Genomic DNA, 20,162 nt, shown 5'->3' with positions numbered 1-20,162 from the left:
CTTGACACTCCTTCATTGCCTTATAACGAATGTTTAACGTTGGTTCTATCCCAAATTAAACGCGGATCAAATGTCATTGCCGCAAACATGGTCAGGATCACAACTAAAGCAAAAATAACTGCCCCCATTGCGGGGTAGACACTCATCAACTTCCCCATACGTACCAATGATGACAATATTGCGATAACAAATACATCAATCATTGACCAACGGCCAACAAATTCAACAATTTCATAAATAAAATGCATTCGGGCGGAATCTCGTTTACCGCGACCTTTGGCATCCCAACATAACCAACCAATTGCCAGCATTTTCAGTGATGGCACCATAATACTGGCAATAAAAATGACTAAAGCTACCGGATATGAACCTACACTCCACAGTAGTATCACTCCAGCCATAATCGTGGAATCACTCTGATTACCTAATGATTCGGTCACCATCATTGGCATGACATTAGCAGGAATATAAAGCATTAAAGCCGTCACTATCAGTGCCATTGTCCATTGCAGACTGTTACGGCGGCGGGCATGTCCACGAGTATGACAACGTGAACAAACTAACTGATCTGCCGGTAAAATAGCTGTACAGCACTGACATAATCGAACCCCCTGCACTAACCCCGCTTTTCCTGCCTGTAACGATATATTCACCTTAGGTGCGAGCGCTATCTGATTCCATAACCAGTGGCGATCCAAACATTGAAATGCTCTCACCTGGAGAAGGCAGAACAGGCAATATGGCAAAAAACTTAAACCTAACCCAATATCACCATAAGCCATTAATTTAACAAAGCTGACTAATACCCCTGCCAGAAAGATTTCAACCATACACCAGCTTTTCATCTGAAATAAAACCCTAGCCAACCAGATTTTTATCTTCTGAGAAATAACAACACTCTGGCATAAGAGAATAATCGCTACCATACAAAACGCAGGCACCAGTTGAACACAGAGTAAAAAGAATGTTCCCACACTGACGTAATTTTCATTAAACATCACCTGAGGGATTTGAGATAAGGTAATTTCACTGCCAATTCCCGCCACACTCATGCTAACAAACGGAAACAAGCAAGCCATTAACAGCATAAATAATGCACTGACTGCATAACCTGTTGGCTGATGTTTAGGTTCTTTCCACCATGTAACTAATGTCGTCTTACAACGAGGACAAACCGCCTTCGTTCCCTGAACCTCTTCTGGCAATGTCACCAGCAAATCACATTGAGGGCACAATACCATTTCATGATGATGGCTACTGGAACACAAGGTTTTTCTCCTGTAAGGAAATTGGGAATATCCACAGAATCATACTCGGAAAAATTCCGCGGTATGATTCTGCTAATTATGTTAACTATTGGTTATTTTTCAATGTTTCCAATTCATGCCAACGATCAAAAGCAGCTTCTAATGCTCGCTCTTTGTCAGACAACTCAGTCAGTATTTTTTGGGTTACTACATGAGGCTGACTAAAAAAGTCAGGATCACTCACTTGAGACTGTAACTGATCAAGCTCTTCTTCCAATTTCTCCAGCAATGATGGTAATCGCTCTAACTCTCGTAATAAATGGTGGCTCATTTTGTTACGAGAATTTTTTGGCGGTTCCTTAATCTTTTCTACTTTAACTTCCGTTTGCAGTTTTTTCCCATTTTGCTGGCGCAACGATACAACCTGTTCGCGCTGTTGCTGAGCATCGTAATAACCACCAACATAATTATTGATCACACCATTACCTTCAAAAATCCAACATTCGGTCACAGAGTTATCAACAAATTGACGATCATGACTCACCAACAATACAGTACCTGTATAATTGTCTACCAGCTCTTCCAGCAACTCTAATGTTTCCACATCCAGATCGTTGGTTGGCTCATCAAGCACCAACAAATTACTGGGTTTCAGAAACAGACGCGCCAGTAACAACCGGTTCCTTTCACCACCAGAAAGCGCTTTAACCGGTGTCATTGCCCGTTTTGGATGAAACAGAAAGTCCTGCAAATAACCCAGAACATGGCGAGGACGACCATTCACCATCACTTCCTGTTTACCTTCTGCCAGGTTATCCATTACGGTTCTTTCCGGATCAAGTGCTATCCGATGCTGGTCAAAATAAGCAATTTCTAGTTTAGTACCACAATGAACACGGCCACTATCAGATTGCAGCTCACCTAACATTAGTTTCAATAAAGTTGTTTTGCCGCAACCATTTGGTCCCACCAGTGCAATTTTATCCCCACGCTGAATTTGCGCACTGAAATTATTGACCAGTTTCTTTTCACCAATTTGATAGTTAACATTTTCCAGCTCAAAGACAATTTTGCCGGAACGGCTCGCTTCTTCCATCTGTATTTTAGCGGTTCCCATTACTTCACGGCGTTGGGAACGTTCAACACGTAATGCTTTCAATGCCCTGACACGTCCTTCATTACGAGTACGACGCGCTTTAATCCCCTGACGAATCCACACTTCTTCCTGAGCCAACTTACGATCAAATTCAGCATTTTGCATCTCTTCCACACGCAATGCTTCTTCTTTGCCTTCAAGAAATTTATCGTAATTACCCGGCCACGACACTAACTTACCACGATCTAAATCGACAATACGGGTTGCCATATTGCGAATAAATGAACGGTCATGGGAAATGAAAACAAGACTACCCTGAAAATCTTTCAGGAAGTTTTCCAGCCATTCAATCGTATCGATATCCAGGTGGTTAGTGGGTTCATCAAGCAGCAAGACTTTTGGTGAACTGACCAACGCCCTCCCTAATGCCGCCTTACGCAACCAACCACCTGAAAGTGAGGAGAGCTTTGCCTCCGCAGGTAAAGAGAGCTGTTTCAATACGTCATTAATACGGCTGTCCAGTGACCATAGCCCACGAATATCCAGCACCTCCTGCAATTCCGCCAAGCGGTTGAGGTTTTTCTGATTCGGTTCTTGCTCCACCAGACGGGAAATCTGATGAAAAGATTTAATATATTCGGCCTGCTCCTGAACACCTTCGGCAATAAAATCAAAAACCGTCCCCTCCACATCACGGGGAGGGTCCTGTTGTAAACGAGAAACAACCAGATCCTGTTCGTAAATAACCTGACCATCATCCAACGTCTGCTCTTTTGCTAATACCCGTAACAAAGTCGACTTTCCAGCACCATTACGACCAACCAGACAAACTCTTTCATTTTCTTCTATATGCAATTCTGCATTATCAAGTAATGGCGCATCACTGAACGACAACCACGCACCAGATAAATTGATCAACGACATAGTAATTATTTTTCCTCACCAGCATGGCGTAATAGCCAGCAGTTGTGAATCTGACGGTTACGGGCAAAATCCTGCGACTGAGTTTTACTGGTGATCTCTTCCGCCACCAAGCCAACTCTTTCCAGCTCAGCAAAATCCATTTTAAAACCTCGTTTATTATTGGAGAACATCAGCGTTCCCCCACGACGCAACAAGCGCTTAAGCTGTCTCATCAACATGATATGGTCGCGTTGTACATCAAATGCATCTTCCATTCGTTTAGAATTGGAGAAAGTCGGCGGATCAATAAAAATCAAATCAAACTGTTCACTGGCCCGAGCCAACCAAGCGAGACAATCTGCCTGAATCAACCGATGCTGACGCCCTGTTAATCCATTAGCCTGTAGGTTCCGTTCAGCCCATTCAAGGTAAGTGCGAGACATATTAACCGTCGTTGTTGAACGCGCGCCGCCTAACCCAGCATGTACTGTCGCTGATCCGGTATAAGCAAACAGGTTCAGAAAATCTTTTCCTTCACTCATTTCACCTAGCATTTTCCGGGCAATACGATGATCAAGGAACAAGCCGGTGTCCAAATAGTCAGTTAAATTAACCCAGAATTTTGCGTCATATTCATTTACCAGAAAGAATTCCCGTTTTTCTGCCATTCTTTCGTACTGGTTTTTACCTTTCTGACGCTGACGGGTTTTAAGTACTAATTGATTTGATGAGAGTCCAAGAACTTGCATCGTTGCACTGATAGCATCGAATAAACGCTGACGCGCTTTATTGGTATCAATACTTTTCGGCGGAGCATATTCCTGAATCACCACTTTATCCGCATAACGGTCAACAGCCACATTGTATTCTGGCAAATCAGCATCATACAGACGATAACAATCAATCCCTTGCTGTTTCACCCAATGAGTTAATTTCTTTTCATTTTTACGCAAGCGGTTGGCATAATCTTCCGCCACATTCATCTCTGATGAGTGTGGTTTATCTGACAACTGATAATTTTTCTGTACGCAATCCAATGGACCATTTTTAGCTTTAAACTCACGTTCAGCCCGTAATTGCAAGCAGCTCAGCAACTCAGGCGATGCACTGAATAGAGACAAACGCCAGCCAGGGAAACGGCTTTTCATTATCCGCCCAAATAAACTGTGTAATGCAACCAATGCAGGTTCACTTTCCAAGCGCTCACCATAAGGTGGATTACTTAACACTGTTCCGGCAGGACCTTCTGATAACGGATTTTCCAGACGACTGGCATCACCTTGCTGGAAAGTTATCAACTGTGCAACCCCGGCTCTACGAGCATTTGACCGAGCCATATCCAACACTCTGCGATCAATATCAGAACCAACAAAACGGGAAGCTGTCTCCTGAAGACCTTTACGAAAGCGGATCTGCGCTTCTGTGGTCACCTCACGCCAAATTTCTTCATCATGTTGCAACCAAGCAATAAAGCCCCAGTGGTTACGATGCAGTCCAGGAGCACGATCAGCCGCCATCATTGCTGCTTCAATCAATAATGTGCCGGAACCACACATAGGATCGATCATCGGAGTACCAATCTGCCAGCCTGAACGTAGAATAATCGCCGCAGCCAGATTTTCTTTCAGCGGAGCCTGACCAGCAAGATCGCGATAACCTCGGACATGCAAACCATCACCACTCAAATCCAATGCAACACTAGCTCTCTCTTTATTCAAAAAAACATTAATGCGAATGTCCGGCTGTTGCTTTGCCACATTGGGGCGTTGATCTAACTTACGAATAAAGCTATCGACAATGGCGTCTTTAACCTTGAGTGCGCCATATTGCGTATTCCGTATCTCTTCATTTGTGCCACTGAAATGCACAGAGAAAGTACTGTCTATAGAGAAAATCTGGCTCCAATCAATAGACTGAACGCCAAGATAGAGATCTAAATCGCTATAGACATTAAATTCGTTTAGCGGTAGCAAAATACGTGATGCCAGCCTGCTCCACATCAGGCTTTTATACATCACTCTGTCATCACCTTGAAAATGAACTCCGCCTTGCACAATTTTGCATGCTTGCGCCCCCAGCATTTCCAGTTCGTTCTTCAATAATTCTTCTAATCCACGCGCCGTGCTGGCAAACAGAGAGTTCATGTTACATATCACCAAAAAGAAAATTGTTACGCATTATAGCTAATCCAGATGACATGTCATAAAGTTGCGTGTGTAAAAAATGTTTCATGGAGATTAACGGATGATCACTCTGTCTCGCCTGTATACCCACCCGGTAAAGTCTATGCGTGGTTTGCAACTTTCCCATGCATTAGTTAGTGAAAGCGGCCTTATATTTGATCGCAATTTTATGATCACAACGACAGACGGGACTTTTATTACCGCCCGTAAATATCCGCAAATGTTGTTATTTACTCCGGCTATGTTAAATAACGGTATTTATCTGCGTGCGCCCAACGGAGAAAATGCCACCGCACTTTACAGTGATTTCCTACCTGAACAGCAGCCCACGGAAGTATGGGGCAACCATTTTACGGCCCTAATTGCACCAGAAACAATTAATCAATGGTTAAGTCGTTTCTTTGATATTCCAGTGCAATTACGCTGGTTAAGCCATAAATTAAGCCGCAGAGTAAAAAAACACCCTAACATTCCATTATCATTTGCTGATGGTTATCCATTTCTACTCATTAATGAAGCTTCATTTCACTTATTACAACAGCGTTGTCCGGCCAGTATTAAATTAGAGCAATTTCGCCCAAATATTGTTATTACCGGTGCGGAAGCATTTGCAGAAGACAATTGGCAATCAATTCAGATTGGCGATGTTATTTTTGATTTACCCAAACCCTGTAGCCGCTGTATTCTAACAACTGTCAGCATTGATAAAGGCATTAAAAATTCCAACGGAGAGCCATTATCGACATTGCAATCATTCCGTACAGCAGAAAATGGTGATGTCGATTTTGGTCAGAATCTCACTGCCCGTTCGAGTGGTATTATTAGAATCGGAGATAATGTCACTATATTAGCTAAAAAAGATCCGCGTAAATATGGCAGTGGCGAAAAAGCTGAAGATATTGATTTACCAAAAATAAATGAGCAATCTGTCACTATTGAATATAATGGGAAAACCTTTACAGGTAATAATCAACAAATCATTTTAGAACAACTGGAACAACAAGGAATTAAAGTACCCTACTCATGTCGGGCGGGAATATGTGGATGCTGTAAACTTTCTTTAATTAAGGGCGAGGTTTCTCCTTTAAAAGCCACAGCGATTAAAAACGATGGACATATTCTAGCTTGCTGTTGTATTCCAAAGAATAACCTTATTCTTAATAATAGCAAAGAATAGGTCTTTAAGTTAGAGTTAAACTAACGTGCCATAAATTGGCACGTTGAACGCCAATTCCTCTATCCCTCCTTCCCATTGTGGCGCTAACACCGCTTAAAAGGGGAGGAAATCAATAAATTTTATAAATCAATCACAACGGTGATTGTTATAACGAATTTATTATTACAATAATGAATTAATTATTACCATAATGAATTTATAACTGCTGTCATAAAATGATTACACTCTAACAGGAGCTTAAGTCACTCAGAAAAAACACCAAAGGAGTAAGTCATGGCACGTATTGTCATTGCAGCGGTCGCAACCCCTGGACATGTCTATCCAATGTTAAAGGTCGCTCAATCACTAATAGCACAAGGACATCAGGTAACCGTATTTACCGGTGCATTATTTCGCCAACAGGTAGAAACTTTAAGCGCGCAATTTGTCCCTTTTGATGAACAGATAGACTTTGACTATCGTCATTTAGAACAGCATTTCCCCGACCGTGCTCAACTTCCTCCGGGAAATGTACAAATGGCACTGGCATTCAAAAATTTCTTCTCAGCTCCAATCCCAGTTCTTGACCGCCAATTACGGCAGATTATCCGTGAACAACAAGCAGATCTGCTTATAGCCGAGAACTGCTTTTATGGCATATTACCCTTGCTACAAGAAGAAAAAACCCATCGCCTTCCAGTGATAGTCATTGGCATAACACCTTTGGCTTACTCTTCGAAAGATTCAATTTTCTGGGGGCCACGTATCCCACCAGCGGTATTACCACCAGAATTGACACATGAACAACTCGTAGATGAAACCAACCAGCAACTCATAGCCGAAGTACAAGATAGCTTCAATGACGCATTAGTTCAGTCAGGAAGCTCTGCGTTAACCAGACCTTTCAACGATGAAGTGATTATCAGTGCTGATCGCTTTTTGCAACTATCAACTCTGGCATTTGAATACCCACGAGAAGGATTGCCTGATACAGTCCATTTTATTGGCCCCCTCCCCAATCCAGCACCGACAGCAACATCACCTCAATTATGGGAAGAAGATGATCCACGTCCATTGGTTATAGTTACTCAAGGTACTATCTCTAATACCGATTTGAATCAGTTAATTCTCCCCACATTACGTGCACTGGCAACATTACCGATACGTATATTGGCAACCACCGGTGGCAGATCGGTAGAAACACTGAGTAAAGATCTACCTGAAAATGCACGCATTGAAGAATTTATTTCATTTGAGCACTGGCTGCCAAAAGCTTCATTGCTAATATCCAACGGAGGTTATGGAACCATCAATTATGCTCTCAGCCACGGGACTCCGTTACTCATTGCAGATGCAGGAGAAGGCAAGCAGGAAGCAGCTTTTCGTGTTGTATGGGCTGGATGCGGAACTAATCTGGATACAGCGCACCCCACTGAATTTCAACTTAAGCAAACAGTGGAAAATATGCTGAGTACAGACTTGTTTAAACAACGTGCGCAAATTGTCCAAAAAGATTACGCAAAACATGATGCATTAGCAGCAATATCCCGTCACGTAGAACAATTAATTCTTGAATAAAGCCGCAGTAACCAAACCCTAGATACCTTCGTCTTTCCTCTCCGTTTTAGTGCTAACACAGACTAAGAGGGGGAGGAAATCGGCATATGTCATAACTTCATAAAAAATAAATTACAGTGATTATTGTCATGATAAATTATTATTACTACAATGAATTTGTAACAGTAATCATGAAATGATCACACCCTGAGTCAGGAGCTAACTAGCGTAATTAAATCAAAACAGTACAAAGGAGTAAGTTATGGCACGAATTGTCATTGCAGCGGTCGCAACGCCCGGGCATGTCTATCCGATGTTAAAAGTAACTCAATCACTGATAGCACAAGGACATCAGGTAACTGTATTCACCGGCGCATTATTTCGCCAACAGGTAGAAGATTTAAATGCAACATTTATCCCCTTCGATGAGCAGATAGACTTTGATTACCGCCACCTAAAACAACGTTTTCCTGATCGAGCGCACCTTCCTCCAGGAAATCTGCAAATGGCGCTAGCGTTTAAAGATTTCTTCTGTACCCCAATCCCATTCCTTGACCGCCAACTACAACAAATCATCCATGAACAGCAAGCAGAACTCCTTATAGCCGAGAACTGTTTCTATGGCATATTGCCACTGCTGCAAAAAGAAAAAACTCATCGCCTTCCAGTGATCATAATTGGCATAACGCCTCTGGCTTACTCTTCGAAAGATTCAATTTTCTGGGGACCACGTATTCCCCCCGCATTACTACCATCAGAGTTGACACATGAACAACTCGTGGATGAGGAAACACGACAACTAATAACCGAAGTTCAGAATAGCTTCAATGACGCATTAACTCAGGCGGGATGCGCTACGTTAACCAGATTTTTCAATGATGAAGTCATTTTGGGTTCTGATCGCTTTTTGCAACTTTCAACCCTGGCATTTGAGTACCCACGAGAAGAATTGCCTGATACAGTCCATTTTATTGGCCCTCTCCCCAACCCCGCTCCGATAACAGAATCACCGCAATTATGGGAAGAAGATGATCCACGCCCATTGGTTATAGTCACTCAGGGCACCATGTCTAATACTGATCTAAACCAGTTAATTCTCCCCACATTGCGTGCACTGGCTACATTACCTGTGCGTGTATTAGCAACCACCGGTGGTAGCTCAATAGAAATACGGCCAGAGAACATACCTGACAACGCATGTATCGAAGAATTTATCTCATTTGAGCACTGGCTGCCAAAAGCTTCATTGCTAATATCCAACGGGGGTTATGGAACCATTAATTACGCCCTCAACCACGGTACACCAGTACTCATTGCCGATACGGGAGAAGGTAAACAGGAAACAGCGTTTCGCGTCGTATGGGCTGGATGCGGTATTAATCTGGATACAGCACAACCAACGGAATCTCAGCTTAAGCAGACAGTGGAAAATATGCTGCGTACAAATTTATTTAAACAGCGGGCACAAATCGTCCAAGATGATTACGCCAGTCACGACGCATTGGCAGCAATATCCCATCACGCAGAACAATTAATCTTCGAAAATCGTGCTAATTAACTTCATTATATCTCCTCCCCATCTCAAAGCTAATGCTATCCAGAGGGGAGGGAATTATTAAAATACTTCTTATCTATTTTTCACACCAACTTCAAACGAGTAAGCTATAGCTATTACTATAACGGACAAGTTTCTGTGATAATAACCAACAGGAAACAGGAAACAGGAAACAGGAAACAGGAAACAGGAAACAGGAAACAGGAAACAGGAAAAGAATAACTTACTCATAATCAGATGAGAAGATGTGAATGCGGTAAAATTTCCTCAGATGATAAAGAACAATTTTCTCAATTAAAAACAGTGATTATCTTCTGTCTTGTCGTTCTATTTTCAAAAAATGATTTTACTCTTTGGAAATCACAGAACAATGGGATCTTAAACCTAAATCAAACCGCGGTGCCATAAATTGGCATACAAACAGGTTCCACAAATGGCATCAATCGATCATTCATAATCTTAATTGGATCGCAAAAACTCATTACCCGATCGGATAACGTTAATTGTGGTTGAGCTAACAGACAAAGGCTCGCGCTATCTCCAGCTTCTACGACCAAGAATACAGCATCTGTCCCGCAATCCTGGAGCCGTACCTGAATTAGCTCGCCTTGTACCGGCTTTTCTATCATGGCAAAACGGGAAAAATACCAGCTTCTTGGCATCTGCGGCTTAATAAAGCGGAAAGCCACTAACGCATTAAGAATTAATTCAGCCCTGGATTCATCTGAAATATTAATTTGGCGTGTCTGTTCTTCAAAACAATAATAAAGCGTCGCATCTTCTACAGAGAACGAAGTTTCTCCCATTGCATAGGGTGTCAGCATCTTCGCAGGAAAACAGGAACGAAAAACCATACCATTAGACAGGTCGAGCATTACACGGTCATGGTCAGTATCAAAATACCAGCGCCATTGGTCATCGGGTTTAATGTTCATGAGTTATCCTTTTATGCCAGAAAAACTTACATCGCCAAACAGATTGTAAATAACTTGCCCGCTATTCAGTGAAATAAGCCCTGCCATAATTAAAAGACACGTGAAGATACAGATAAAATTTAGATGTTCAGAGCAAATATAGATGAGTTGGGGGCAAAAATAAACCCCCAATGATAAATTAACAGCAAGATTTAGATATGATTGACGATATCTTTGATTAATTTTGGACCATGATAGATAAATCCAGAGAAAATCTGTATCAAAGAAGCCCCCGCCGCTATTTTTTCTCTGGCAGAGACAAGTGAATCTATTCCACCAACACCGATAATGGGAATTTTACCGCTTAATTCCTGAGAGAGCTGATGAATAATCTCTGTACTACGCAACTGGACCGGCCGACCACTTAACCCACCAACTTGTTGGCAATAGTTAAGCCCTTCAACTAATCTCTTGTCTAACGTTGTATTAGTTGCAATAGCACCATCGATATTATGACGAATTAAACTATCTGCAATTTGAATCAACTCTTCTTGAGAAAGGTCTGGCGCAATTTTTACCGCAACAGGGACATATTTCTGGTATTTTTGTTGAAGTTCACTCTGTTTATTTTTAATCGCCGATAATAGATCATCCAACGCTTCGCCGTATTGAAGCGTTCTTAAGCCAGGTGTGTTAGGTGAAGAGATATTAATTGTGATATAGCCAGCATGAGGATAAACTTTATCCATGCAGATTAAATAATCATCTTTCCCATGCTCTACTGGCGTATCTTTATTTTTGCCAATATTGATCCCAATAACTCCGCCATATTTTGCCTTTTTGACATTCTCTACCAGGTTATCAACACCAAGATTATTGAAGCCCATACGGTTAATTAACCCTTCTGCTTCAACGATACGGAATAATCTCGGCTTATCATTTCCTGCCTGAGCGCGTGGGGTTACGGTGCCAATTTCAATAAAACCAAATCCCATTGCGCCAAATGCATCAATACAATCGCCATCTTTATCAAGGCCCGCGGCCAGACCGAGGGGATTTTTAAATGACAGGCCCATACAAGTAACAGGCTTCGTCGCAACTGACTGGCGGATCAGGAACTCAAAAGGACTACCGGTAATACGCTTAAGCTGGCGGAAGGTTAATTCGTGCGCCCGTTCCGGATCAAGTTGGAACAACGCTTTCCTGACTAGTGGGTAGCACATAATTCTGAACCTATTAATTAATTTATAAACATTAAATTATAAAAGTAAAACTATACACATTCATGTGCCACTTAGAAATTTTTGAACTAAAAAACGCTCATTTTTAATCCTAAAAATATTTCGGCAGGTAGAGTAACCGAATAATATGGGATGAATCTACAGAAATATGCTAATTAGGCGCAAATCTCTCCTAGATGTTGCGCGTGAAAGTCGGGAAAATGCATTGATATAACAAGAATACACTGGTGACCACAATCGTTGACTTTTTTGCCCAAGATACTTTACTTCTCTCGAACAACTCAAAGGGGGGTAAACCAATGGATGCTCTTTAATATCTTGAGCAATTTTCATACTACAAGTATCAAGCATCAACCAATAAAAATGTATTTCAATGCCGCAATAACAACAGCAATACCAACTGCTAATGTCAGTTTCTTAATCCAATCTAAATCTGTTTTTATAGTACCAATATCGGTTTTAATGCTCTCAGTGGCAACTGTTAGATCTGCTTTGGCGACAACACTTATGTTTTGCAGTTCTGTAATAACTTCAACGATTTTTTCAGACTGCTCATCGTTAAAACCAGACGCTTTGAGTGCCTTAACTGCTGTATGTGTATCCATTGTAAGTAAAGCCATTCTTTTATCCTCTAAAGTTACTGGTTGACCGCCCTTAAATTAACAATAATACAATAGAGACATAAAAATTAACCACATATCAGTTTTACCATGAGATACTGACCACTGCATTTTACTTCCAACCCAATGCTGGCAAGAAGAAATTTATTATCCAGAAGATAAATCGGGCTAATAACCATTAGCCCGATAACCCAATAAATAGTTATCAGCTTTCTAATGCCTTGGTAATTTTTTCAAACAGATCACCAGACAGGTTTTCCAATTCTTTCAACTGTTCCAACGCACTACGCATCATGTTTTGACGTTTTTCATCATAACGTTTCAGGCGAATCAGCGGTTCAATCAAACGAGAAGCAACCTGTGGGTTACGGCTGTTAAGATCAGTCAAAATTTCTACCAGGAATTGATAACCACTGCCATCTTCAGCATGGAATGCAACTGGATTATTAACAAATGTTCCAATCAGAGCACGCACCCGGTTTGGGTTACTGATACTAAATGAACGATGATTCAGAAGATTACGCACATTAGCCAGCACATCTGCCGCCGGGCTACTTGCCTGTAAGCTAAACCATTTATCCATCACCAGACCATCCTGATGCCATCGATCATCAAATTCCGCCATAAGTTGATCACAGCAAGGCAACTCTGCCAGCACCGCACCAGATAATGCCGCCAGTGCATCAGTCATATTGTCAGATTGATGATATTGATTTGATACCACTTTATCAGCCTGCCCTTGATGACCAAAGGCCAGATAATATAGACAGATATTACGCAGAGAGCGCAGAGCAATATCCTGATGAGCGACGCGGTATGCACCGATATTGATAGCGTTATAAACCACCGCAAACTCATCAGCCATTTCCTGAGCCAACGTACGGGTGATTGCATCCAGAACTTCATGAATCGCTTTAGGATCGATAATCGTAAACAGTTCCGCCATCTCACTTTCTGATGGTAAAGTCAGAATATGAGCCGCCAGAGCCGGATCAATTTCTTCATCCAATAATACCGCTCGGAAAGCATCCACCACATGCATTGGCAATTCGATCGGCTGCTTCTGCTGATAACGGATAACGTTCAATTTGATATAGTTTGCCATCAGCGACTGAGCCGCATCCCAACGTGAAAACGCATTGCGAGCGTGTTTCATCAGGAATGCCAATTGCTGATCACTGAATGTGTAATCCAGTTTCACCGGCGCTGAGAATTCCCGTAATAAAGAGGGAACCGGCAGTGACGGCACATCATCAAATACAAACGTCTGCTCTGCATTGGTCACATTCAATACATGGTGAACCGGTTGACCATCATAACGTAGCGGAATAACATGACCTTTACTGTCATATAACTCAATATCCAGAGGAATATGCAGAGGCAGTTTCTCTTTTTGATCAGCGGTAGGCGACGTCATCTGACTGACATGCAACTTATATTGCTGCTTTTCTGCATCATATTCGTCGCGAACTGTCAGTACGGGAGTACCAGACTGGCTATACCAACGACGGAAAAGTGACAAATCCACATTTGACGCATCCTCCATTGCCTGAACAAAATCATCACATGTTGCAGCACTGCCATCATGGCGATGAATATAAAGTTGCATCCCTGCCTGGAATCGCTCTTCACCTAACAAGGTATGAATCATACGAATAACTTCCGCGCCCTTCTCATACACAGTCAGGGTATAGAAATTATTCATCTCAATCACTTTATCCGGGCGAATTGGATGGGCCATTGGGCTGGCGTCTTCCGCAAACTGCGCCGAACGCATCACTCGCACATTATTAATACGATTAACAGAACGAGAGCCAAGATCAGAGTTAAATTCCTGATCACGGAATACCGTCAACCCCTCTTTTAAGCTCAATTGGAACCAATCGCGGCAAGTAATGCGATTCCCGGTCCAGTTATGGAAATATTCGTGGCCAATCACAGCTTCTATATTAAGGTAATCTCTATCAGTCGCAGTTTCAGACTTCGCCAGCACATATTTGGAGTTAAAGACATTCAGCCCTTTATTCTCCATAGCGCCCATGTTAAAGAAATCCACCGCAACAATCATATAAATATCGAGGTCATACTCAAGGCCAAAACGGGTTTCATCCCACTTCATAGAATTTTTCAGGGAAGTCATCGCCCAATCAGCCCGATCGAGATTGCCACGATCAACAAACAGCTCCAATGCAACTTCACGGCCACTACGCGTCGTAAAACTATCGCGCAACACATCAAAATCACCCGCGACCAGAGCAAACAGATAACATGGTTTCGGGAATGGATCTTGCCATTTCACCCAATGATGCCCATCATCGGTTTCTCCCTGCTCAACCCGATTACCGTTTGAAAGCAGATACGGATACTTGGCTTTATCGGCTGTGATACGCGTTGTAAAACGAGCCAATACATCAGGACGATCGAGATAGTAAGTAATGTGGCGGAACCCTTCCGATTCACACTGGGTACAAAGCGCATCGCCAGAAACATACAAACCTTCCAGCGCCGTATTGTTCGATGGATGGATCTCATTAACAATCTTCAAAGTGAACTGAGCCGGCAACTGCTCAATGACTAGCGTCCCCTCCTGTTCACGGTAATGCGCCCACGGTTGACCGTTCACATGAAGACTTTTCAGCGTTAAGTCTTCACCATCCAACACTAATGGCGTTATTTCGTGACTCAGACGTTTTATTTGGCTGATTGCAGTGATTTCCGTGTTATCGGCATCAAGATTAAAATCGAGTTCAATATCAGAAATCGTATAGTCGGGAGCGCGATAATCCCGGCGGTACTTAGCTTGTCGCTGTTGTGTCATAAGAAACCTTTTTGTTTCATGCCTGATGGAATTAATTCAATACCAAGCCTTACGCTGCCATAGAAAGAGGTTGAATTTCAAGAGTGAATAACGCACCTTCTGACGTTAAACATTCATTAAGAACGAGTATGATGTTGTGTAAGGAATATGTTTATTCTTTGGTGCTTGTCATCACCTAATGATCAAATAACATGATAACATTTGACCAAAGGCCCTGTTTAGCTTCGATATTTTGGTGAACTATATGATGTTATGCGACTTCAATAACAAAATAATCCCGGTATACTCTTCCCACTTTATCGATTTAGCTAATACGAATACGCTCCGTGAGGATGCATAACGCGCTATGACACTAGACGCTACCCCAATTATAAAATCACTGCTTGATACTGACGCTTATAAACTTCATATGCAACAAGCAGTGTATCACCGCTACAGCCACATGCCTGTTGTTGCAGAGTTTCGCTGCCGCGGCGATGAAATGCTAGGTGAATATGCCACAGAATTACGCTATCAAGTTAATACGATGGCTGATTTGGCATTAACCGATGCTGAATTTAATTACCTTTCCAGTCTGCCTTTTTTCAAGGCTGATTATCTGGATTGGTTAAAAACTTTTCGTTTTAACCCACAACAAGTCAATATTTCTGTTACAGAGGGTGGCCAATTAGCTATCCGTATTTCAGGATTATGGCATGAAGTCATTATGTGGGAAGTTCCACTACTGGCGCTAATTAGTGAATTAGTTCATCGCTATCACTCACCAGATAATACAGTGGAAAACGCAGTTAATCAGCTACGCAAGTTGATCAAACTGTTTTATCAAAATGCTGAAAATGAAGGAATCGATCTCTCCAATTTCAAACTGATGGATTTCGGTACACGCCGCCGTTTCTCACACTGTGTTCAACACGCTATCGTCAGTGAGCTGCAACAGCATTTCCCTTATTTGATTGGCACTAGCAATTATCAACTTGCACAACAGCTTGGACTCCCTCCGGTTGGCACACAAGCGCATGAGTGGTTTCAAGCTCATCAGCAAATCAGCCCGGATCTGGCTAGCAGTCAACGAGAAGCATTACAGAGTTGGCTGAAAGAATATCCTAACCAGTTAGGTATTGCCTTGACCGACTGTATTACAATGGACGCTTTCCTACGGGACTTTGATGCCCAATTTGCCAAAAGTTATCAAGGCTTACGCCATGATTCCGGCGATCCCGTTCAATGGGGTGAGAAAGCGATCGCCCACTATCAAAAACTGGATATCGACCCAATGACGAAAACGCTGGTCTTCTCTGACAGCTTGGATTTCCAAAAAGCGCTAGCGCTCTATCGTCATTTCCACAACAGAATAAACCTGATTTTCGGTATCGGTACGCAACTCACCTGTAATATTCCAGGGGTTAAGCCACTGAATATCGTCATCAAACTTGTTGAATGTAATGGCAAACCAGTCGCAAAGCTTTCAGACAGCCCTGGCAAAACCATTTGTGAAGATAACGAGTTTGTTAACAGGCTACGCGCAGCTTTTGATATACCTCAGGTTAAACAAGCTTGTTAACCCAAGTTTCATGCCAAAATACTCCTGTGCTGCTGGCAGATAACGCAGCAGCACATCTGAAAAGCGCCTTTCCCCTCTATTTCACCATTTAAATTGATGATTTCCTCTTGTTTCCTGAAACAGGGCAAGTAACATAGAACAAGTTGCCCCTTGTGGGGATATTCAATTTCACAAACCTGAACTGATATATAAAGAAGAGAGAAATCTATGAGCGTAGCGCCTGTAGTCGACGTACTGCAAGGCCGGGTTGCGGTTGATAGTGAAGTCACCGTTTGCGGCTGGATACGTACAAGGAGAGATTCTAAAGCTGGCATCTCTTTCCTCGCCGTCTATGACGGTTCCTGCTTTAATCCATTACAGGCCGTCGTTAATAATAATTTGCCTAATTATCAGGATGAAATTCTGCATTTAACTACCGGCTGTTCTGTCGAAGTAACAGGGACAGTCGTTGCTTCCCCAAGCCAAGGGCAGAATTTTGAACTACAAGCGACCCAAGTCGTGGTGATCGGCATGGTTGAAGATCCTGATACCTACCCAATGGCCGCGAAACGCCACAGTATTGAATACCTGCGTGATGTCGCTCACCTGCGCCCACGCACCAACCTGATTGGCGCCGTTGCTCGTATGCGCCATACTCTTGCTCAAGCATTACACCGTTTCTTCCATGAAAATGGTTACTTCTGGGTTTCCACCCCGTTGATTACGGCTGCTGATACAGAAGGCGCCGGCGAAATGTTCCGCGTCTCTACGCTGGATCTGCAAAATCTGCCGTTAACTGACAAAGGTGAAGTGGATTTCAACCAAGATTTTTTTGGCCGCGAAGCTTTTCTGACCGTATCCGGGCAATTGAACGGTGAAGCATATGCTTGTGCATTAAGCAAAGTTTACACATTCGGTCCCACCTTCCGTGCTGAAAACTCTAATACCAGCCGCCATCTGGCGGAATTCTGGATGCTTGAACCGGAAATCGCCTTCGCCAACCTCAACGATGCCGCTTCACTGGCTGAAAATATGCTGAAATATGTTTTCAAAGCCGCATTGGCAGAGCGCGCTGATGATCTACAATTCTTCGCTGAACGCGTAGATAAAGATGTCATCACCCGCCTGGAAAAGTTTGTCAATTCTGACTTTGCTCAGATTGATTACACCGATGCCATTGAAATTCTGCAAAACTGCGGCCAGAAATTTGAAAACCCAGTCTTCTGGGGAGTTGACCTCTCTTCAGAACACGAACGTTATCTGGCCGAGAAACATTTCCAAGCTCCGGTTGTCGTGAAAAACTATCCAAAAGATATTAAAGCCTTCTATATGCGAATGAACGACGACGGTAAGACTGTCGCAGCAATGGATGTACTTGCACCGGGCATTGGTGAGATTATCGGCGGCTCACAACGTGAAGAGCGTCTGGATATGCTGGATAAACGTATGGAAGAGATGGGGCTTAATAAAGAAGATTACTGGTGGTACCGTGATCTGCGTCGTTATGGCACCGTACCTCACTCAGGGTTTGGACTGGGCTTTGAACGCCTGGTTGCTTACGTGACTGGTGTGCCAAATGTACGTGATGTCATCCCATTCCCACGCACGCCAAGAAGCGCAAACTTCTAATGATTGCGTAAAACAAACATTAAGAAATTATTATATATAAAGCCAGCAAAAGCTGGCTTTTTTTATTCTTCAAATTCAAGATACGATCAAAAATCCCATTCCATTTACATTTTGCAATATATTATTTTCACTTTATTACAAAAATCGTCACTTTGTATCAATTAAATGATAGATAAAGTCTACAGCTAATGAAAAACTGTGCCCCGACTCGGACATCACGATATTTTCATAAATAATTTCAACGAGTTTCTTAAAGGAATTATTTCTGTCAGTAACAGATGTCCGAATAACACCAATGACGGTAATTAACGATAGTAATTAAATGAAGGTAACAATAATGAAGGGTAGTATCTTTTCCGTGGTCATCCCCGTGCTGTTGACTGCTGGTGTAGCAAATGCCGCTGAAATTTATAACAAAAATGGTAATAAACTGGATATCTATGGCAAAGTTGATGCGCGTCATCAATTCTCTAAAATTACCCAAAGCTCAAATAAATCCCCTATCTATAGTGAAAATGGTGATGCAAGCTACATTCGTTTGGGCTTCAGAGGCGAAACCCAAATCAATGACCAACTAACGGGTTATGGCCGTTGGGAATACAATATTCAGGCTAACAAAGCTGAGGAAAACAATTCCGAAGGCAATCAAACTCGTCTGGGCTTCGCTGGTCTGAAATTGGCTAAATACGGTTCCCTAGACTATGGTCGTAATTATGGTGTTCTCTATGACGTCAATGCCTGGACCGACGTACTGCCAGTATTTGGTGCAGACTCCATGTCGCAGGCTGACACCTACATGACTAATCGTGCTACCGGTGTCTTGACTTATCGCAATACAGATTTCTTTGGCTTGGTTGATGGGCTGAACTTCGCCCTGCAATACCAAGGTAAGAACGACGAAGACAGCAACAACCGCCGCAATTCAATTCGTAAGCGCGGTGATCTCATTAAGCCCAATGGTGGTAGTAACGGCGACGGCTTCGGTCTCTCTGTTACTTACGATATAGGCAATGGTATCAGCGTAGGGGGAGCCTACTCCAATGCTGACCGCCCTATTACACATGAAAGGCTCGTTACTTCTGTCGCTCGCGGTGAAAGAGCTAAGGCATGGAACGTTGGCGCCAAATATGATGCAAACAACGTATATCTGGCCGCCATGTATGGTGAAACTCACAATATGACCTCTTTCGGCTACCAAGATTTCGTCTCCGCAAAAACCCGTAATATTGAATTAACGGCCCAATATCAGTTTGATTCTGGCCTGCGTCCATCTCTGGCATATGTTCAATCCAAAGGAACAACTTCTTTCACTCATCAGGACTGGGTAAAATATATCTCTATTGGTTCTTATTATAACTTTAACAAAAATTTATCCACTTATGTGGATTATAAAATCAACTTAGTACATGACAACTTCTACACCAAACATCTCGATGTCAACACAAATAACGCGGTAGGTGTAGGTTTGGTATATCAATTCTAGCCGTCTGATATAAATTAGACAGGTTAATAGGAGAGCCAATTAACATGTTATGGTGCTCACTTAAAGTGAGCACTACTTTTTTCAAGAATAATCATTATTAGGTATCTGTTAAAAAATGGTATATAACACATCGACAAGCATATCAGTAAGTTACATATAAGAGATATGACTGATGAAATAAACATCATATTTTACTCTTTTTATTAAGATAAACAGGTAA

General features: G+C 42.4%; 13 protein-coding genes. 6 read left to right on the top strand and 7 right to left on the bottom strand.

The features are described 5' to 3' along the window. Positions 1 to 20: 20 nt before the first annotated feature. The 3 genes from pqiA to rlmKL form a co-directional block, all read right to left on the bottom strand. Positions 21 to 1,268 carry a membrane integrity-associated transporter subunit PqiA gene (gene pqiA / locus B0X70_RS08935; protein WP_217471340.1) on the bottom strand — a complete coding sequence of 416 codons (1,248 nt, stop codon included), beginning with the start codon at positions 1,266 to 1,268 and terminating at the stop codon, positions 21 to 23. 85 nt (positions 1,269 to 1,353) lie between these two features. Continuing rightward, on the bottom strand, positions 1,354 to 3,267 hold the full coding sequence (locus tag B0X70_RS08930; RefSeq protein WP_105397248.1) for an ABC transporter ATP-binding protein: 1,914 nt from the start codon (positions 3,265 to 3,267) through the stop codon (positions 1,354 to 1,356). A 5-nt stretch (positions 3,268 to 3,272) separates the two neighbouring features. Continuing rightward, positions 3,273 to 5,390, bottom strand: a complete 2,118-nt coding sequence (rlmKL, locus tag B0X70_RS08925; protein WP_217471339.1) for a bifunctional 23S rRNA (guanine(2069)-N(7))-methyltransferase RlmK/23S rRNA (guanine(2445)-N(2))-methyltransferase RlmL — start codon at positions 5,388 to 5,390, stop codon at positions 3,273 to 3,275. Positions 5,391 to 5,490: 100 nt separating this feature from the next. Here rlmKL and B0X70_RS08920 point away from each other — a divergent pair, with 100 nt between their 5' ends. The 3 genes from B0X70_RS08920 (at position 5,491) to B0X70_RS08910 (ending at position 9,700) form a co-directional block, all read left to right on the top strand. Then, entirely contained in the window at positions 5,491 to 6,606 is a 1,116-nt protein-coding gene (locus B0X70_RS08920) for a YcbX family protein (RefSeq protein ID WP_217471338.1), read from the top strand. Positions 6,607 to 6,879: 273 nt separating this feature from the next. Continuing rightward, complete coding sequence (locus tag B0X70_RS08915; protein ID WP_082300974.1) at positions 6,880 to 8,163, top strand: glycosyltransferase; 1,284 nt, start codon at positions 6,880 to 6,882, stop codon at positions 8,161 to 8,163. 241 nt (positions 8,164 to 8,404) lie between these two features. After that, on the top strand, positions 8,405 to 9,700 hold the full coding sequence (locus B0X70_RS08910; protein ID WP_217471337.1) for a glycosyltransferase: 1,296 nt from the start codon (positions 8,405 to 8,407) through the stop codon (positions 9,698 to 9,700). A gap of 386 nt (positions 9,701 to 10,086) precedes the next feature. On the opposite strand, the gene B0X70_RS08905 is transcribed toward B0X70_RS08910, so the two are convergent. The 4 genes from B0X70_RS08905 to pepN form a co-directional block, all read right to left on the bottom strand. After that, positions 10,087 to 10,632, bottom strand: a complete 546-nt coding sequence (locus B0X70_RS08905; protein WP_036778877.1) for a cell division protein ZapC — start codon at positions 10,630 to 10,632, stop codon at positions 10,087 to 10,089. A gap of 191 nt (positions 10,633 to 10,823) precedes the next feature. Beyond that, positions 10,824 to 11,834: a quinone-dependent dihydroorotate dehydrogenase gene (gene pyrD / locus B0X70_RS08900; protein ID WP_040152856.1), complete on the bottom strand. Its 1,011-nt coding sequence runs from the start codon at positions 11,832 to 11,834 to the stop codon at positions 10,824 to 10,826. Between the two features lie 368 nt (positions 11,835 to 12,202). Then, the gene (locus B0X70_RS08895) at positions 12,203 to 12,472 is read right to left on the bottom strand and encodes a CCDC90 family protein (RefSeq protein WP_040152855.1); all 270 of its coding nucleotides are present in this window, start codon (positions 12,470 to 12,472) and stop codon (positions 12,203 to 12,205) included. A 205-nt stretch (positions 12,473 to 12,677) separates the two neighbouring features. Then, on the bottom strand, positions 12,678 to 15,290 hold the full coding sequence (gene pepN, locus B0X70_RS08890) for an aminopeptidase N (RefSeq protein WP_217471336.1): 2,613 nt from the start codon (positions 15,288 to 15,290) through the stop codon (positions 12,678 to 12,680). 346 nt (positions 15,291 to 15,636) lie between these two features. Here pepN and pncB point away from each other — a divergent pair, with 346 nt between their 5' ends. From pncB to B0X70_RS08875, 3 genes are all read left to right on the top strand, one after another. Continuing rightward, entirely contained in the window at positions 15,637 to 16,851 is a 1,215-nt protein-coding gene (gene pncB / locus B0X70_RS08885; RefSeq protein ID WP_217471335.1) for a nicotinate phosphoribosyltransferase, read from the top strand. Positions 16,852 to 17,058: 207 nt separating this feature from the next. Next, positions 17,059 to 18,459 (top strand): asparagine--tRNA ligase, encoded by a 1,401-nt coding sequence (asnS, locus tag B0X70_RS08880; RefSeq protein ID WP_217471334.1) that lies wholly within the window; start codon positions 17,059 to 17,061, stop codon positions 18,457 to 18,459. 337 nt (positions 18,460 to 18,796) lie between these two features. Then, complete coding sequence (locus B0X70_RS08875) at positions 18,797 to 19,942, top strand: porin (protein WP_040152848.1); 1,146 nt, start codon at positions 18,797 to 18,799, stop codon at positions 19,940 to 19,942. The last annotated feature ends 220 nt before the right edge of the window (positions 19,943 to 20,162 follow it).

This window comes from Photorhabdus akhurstii (genome assembly GCF_019090985.1).
Taxonomy (GTDB): Bacteria; Pseudomonadota; Gammaproteobacteria; order Enterobacterales; family Enterobacteriaceae; genus Photorhabdus; species Photorhabdus akhurstii.
Note: the sequence above shows the minus strand (reverse complement) of the source record. Positions and strands in the feature narration are given on the sequence as shown.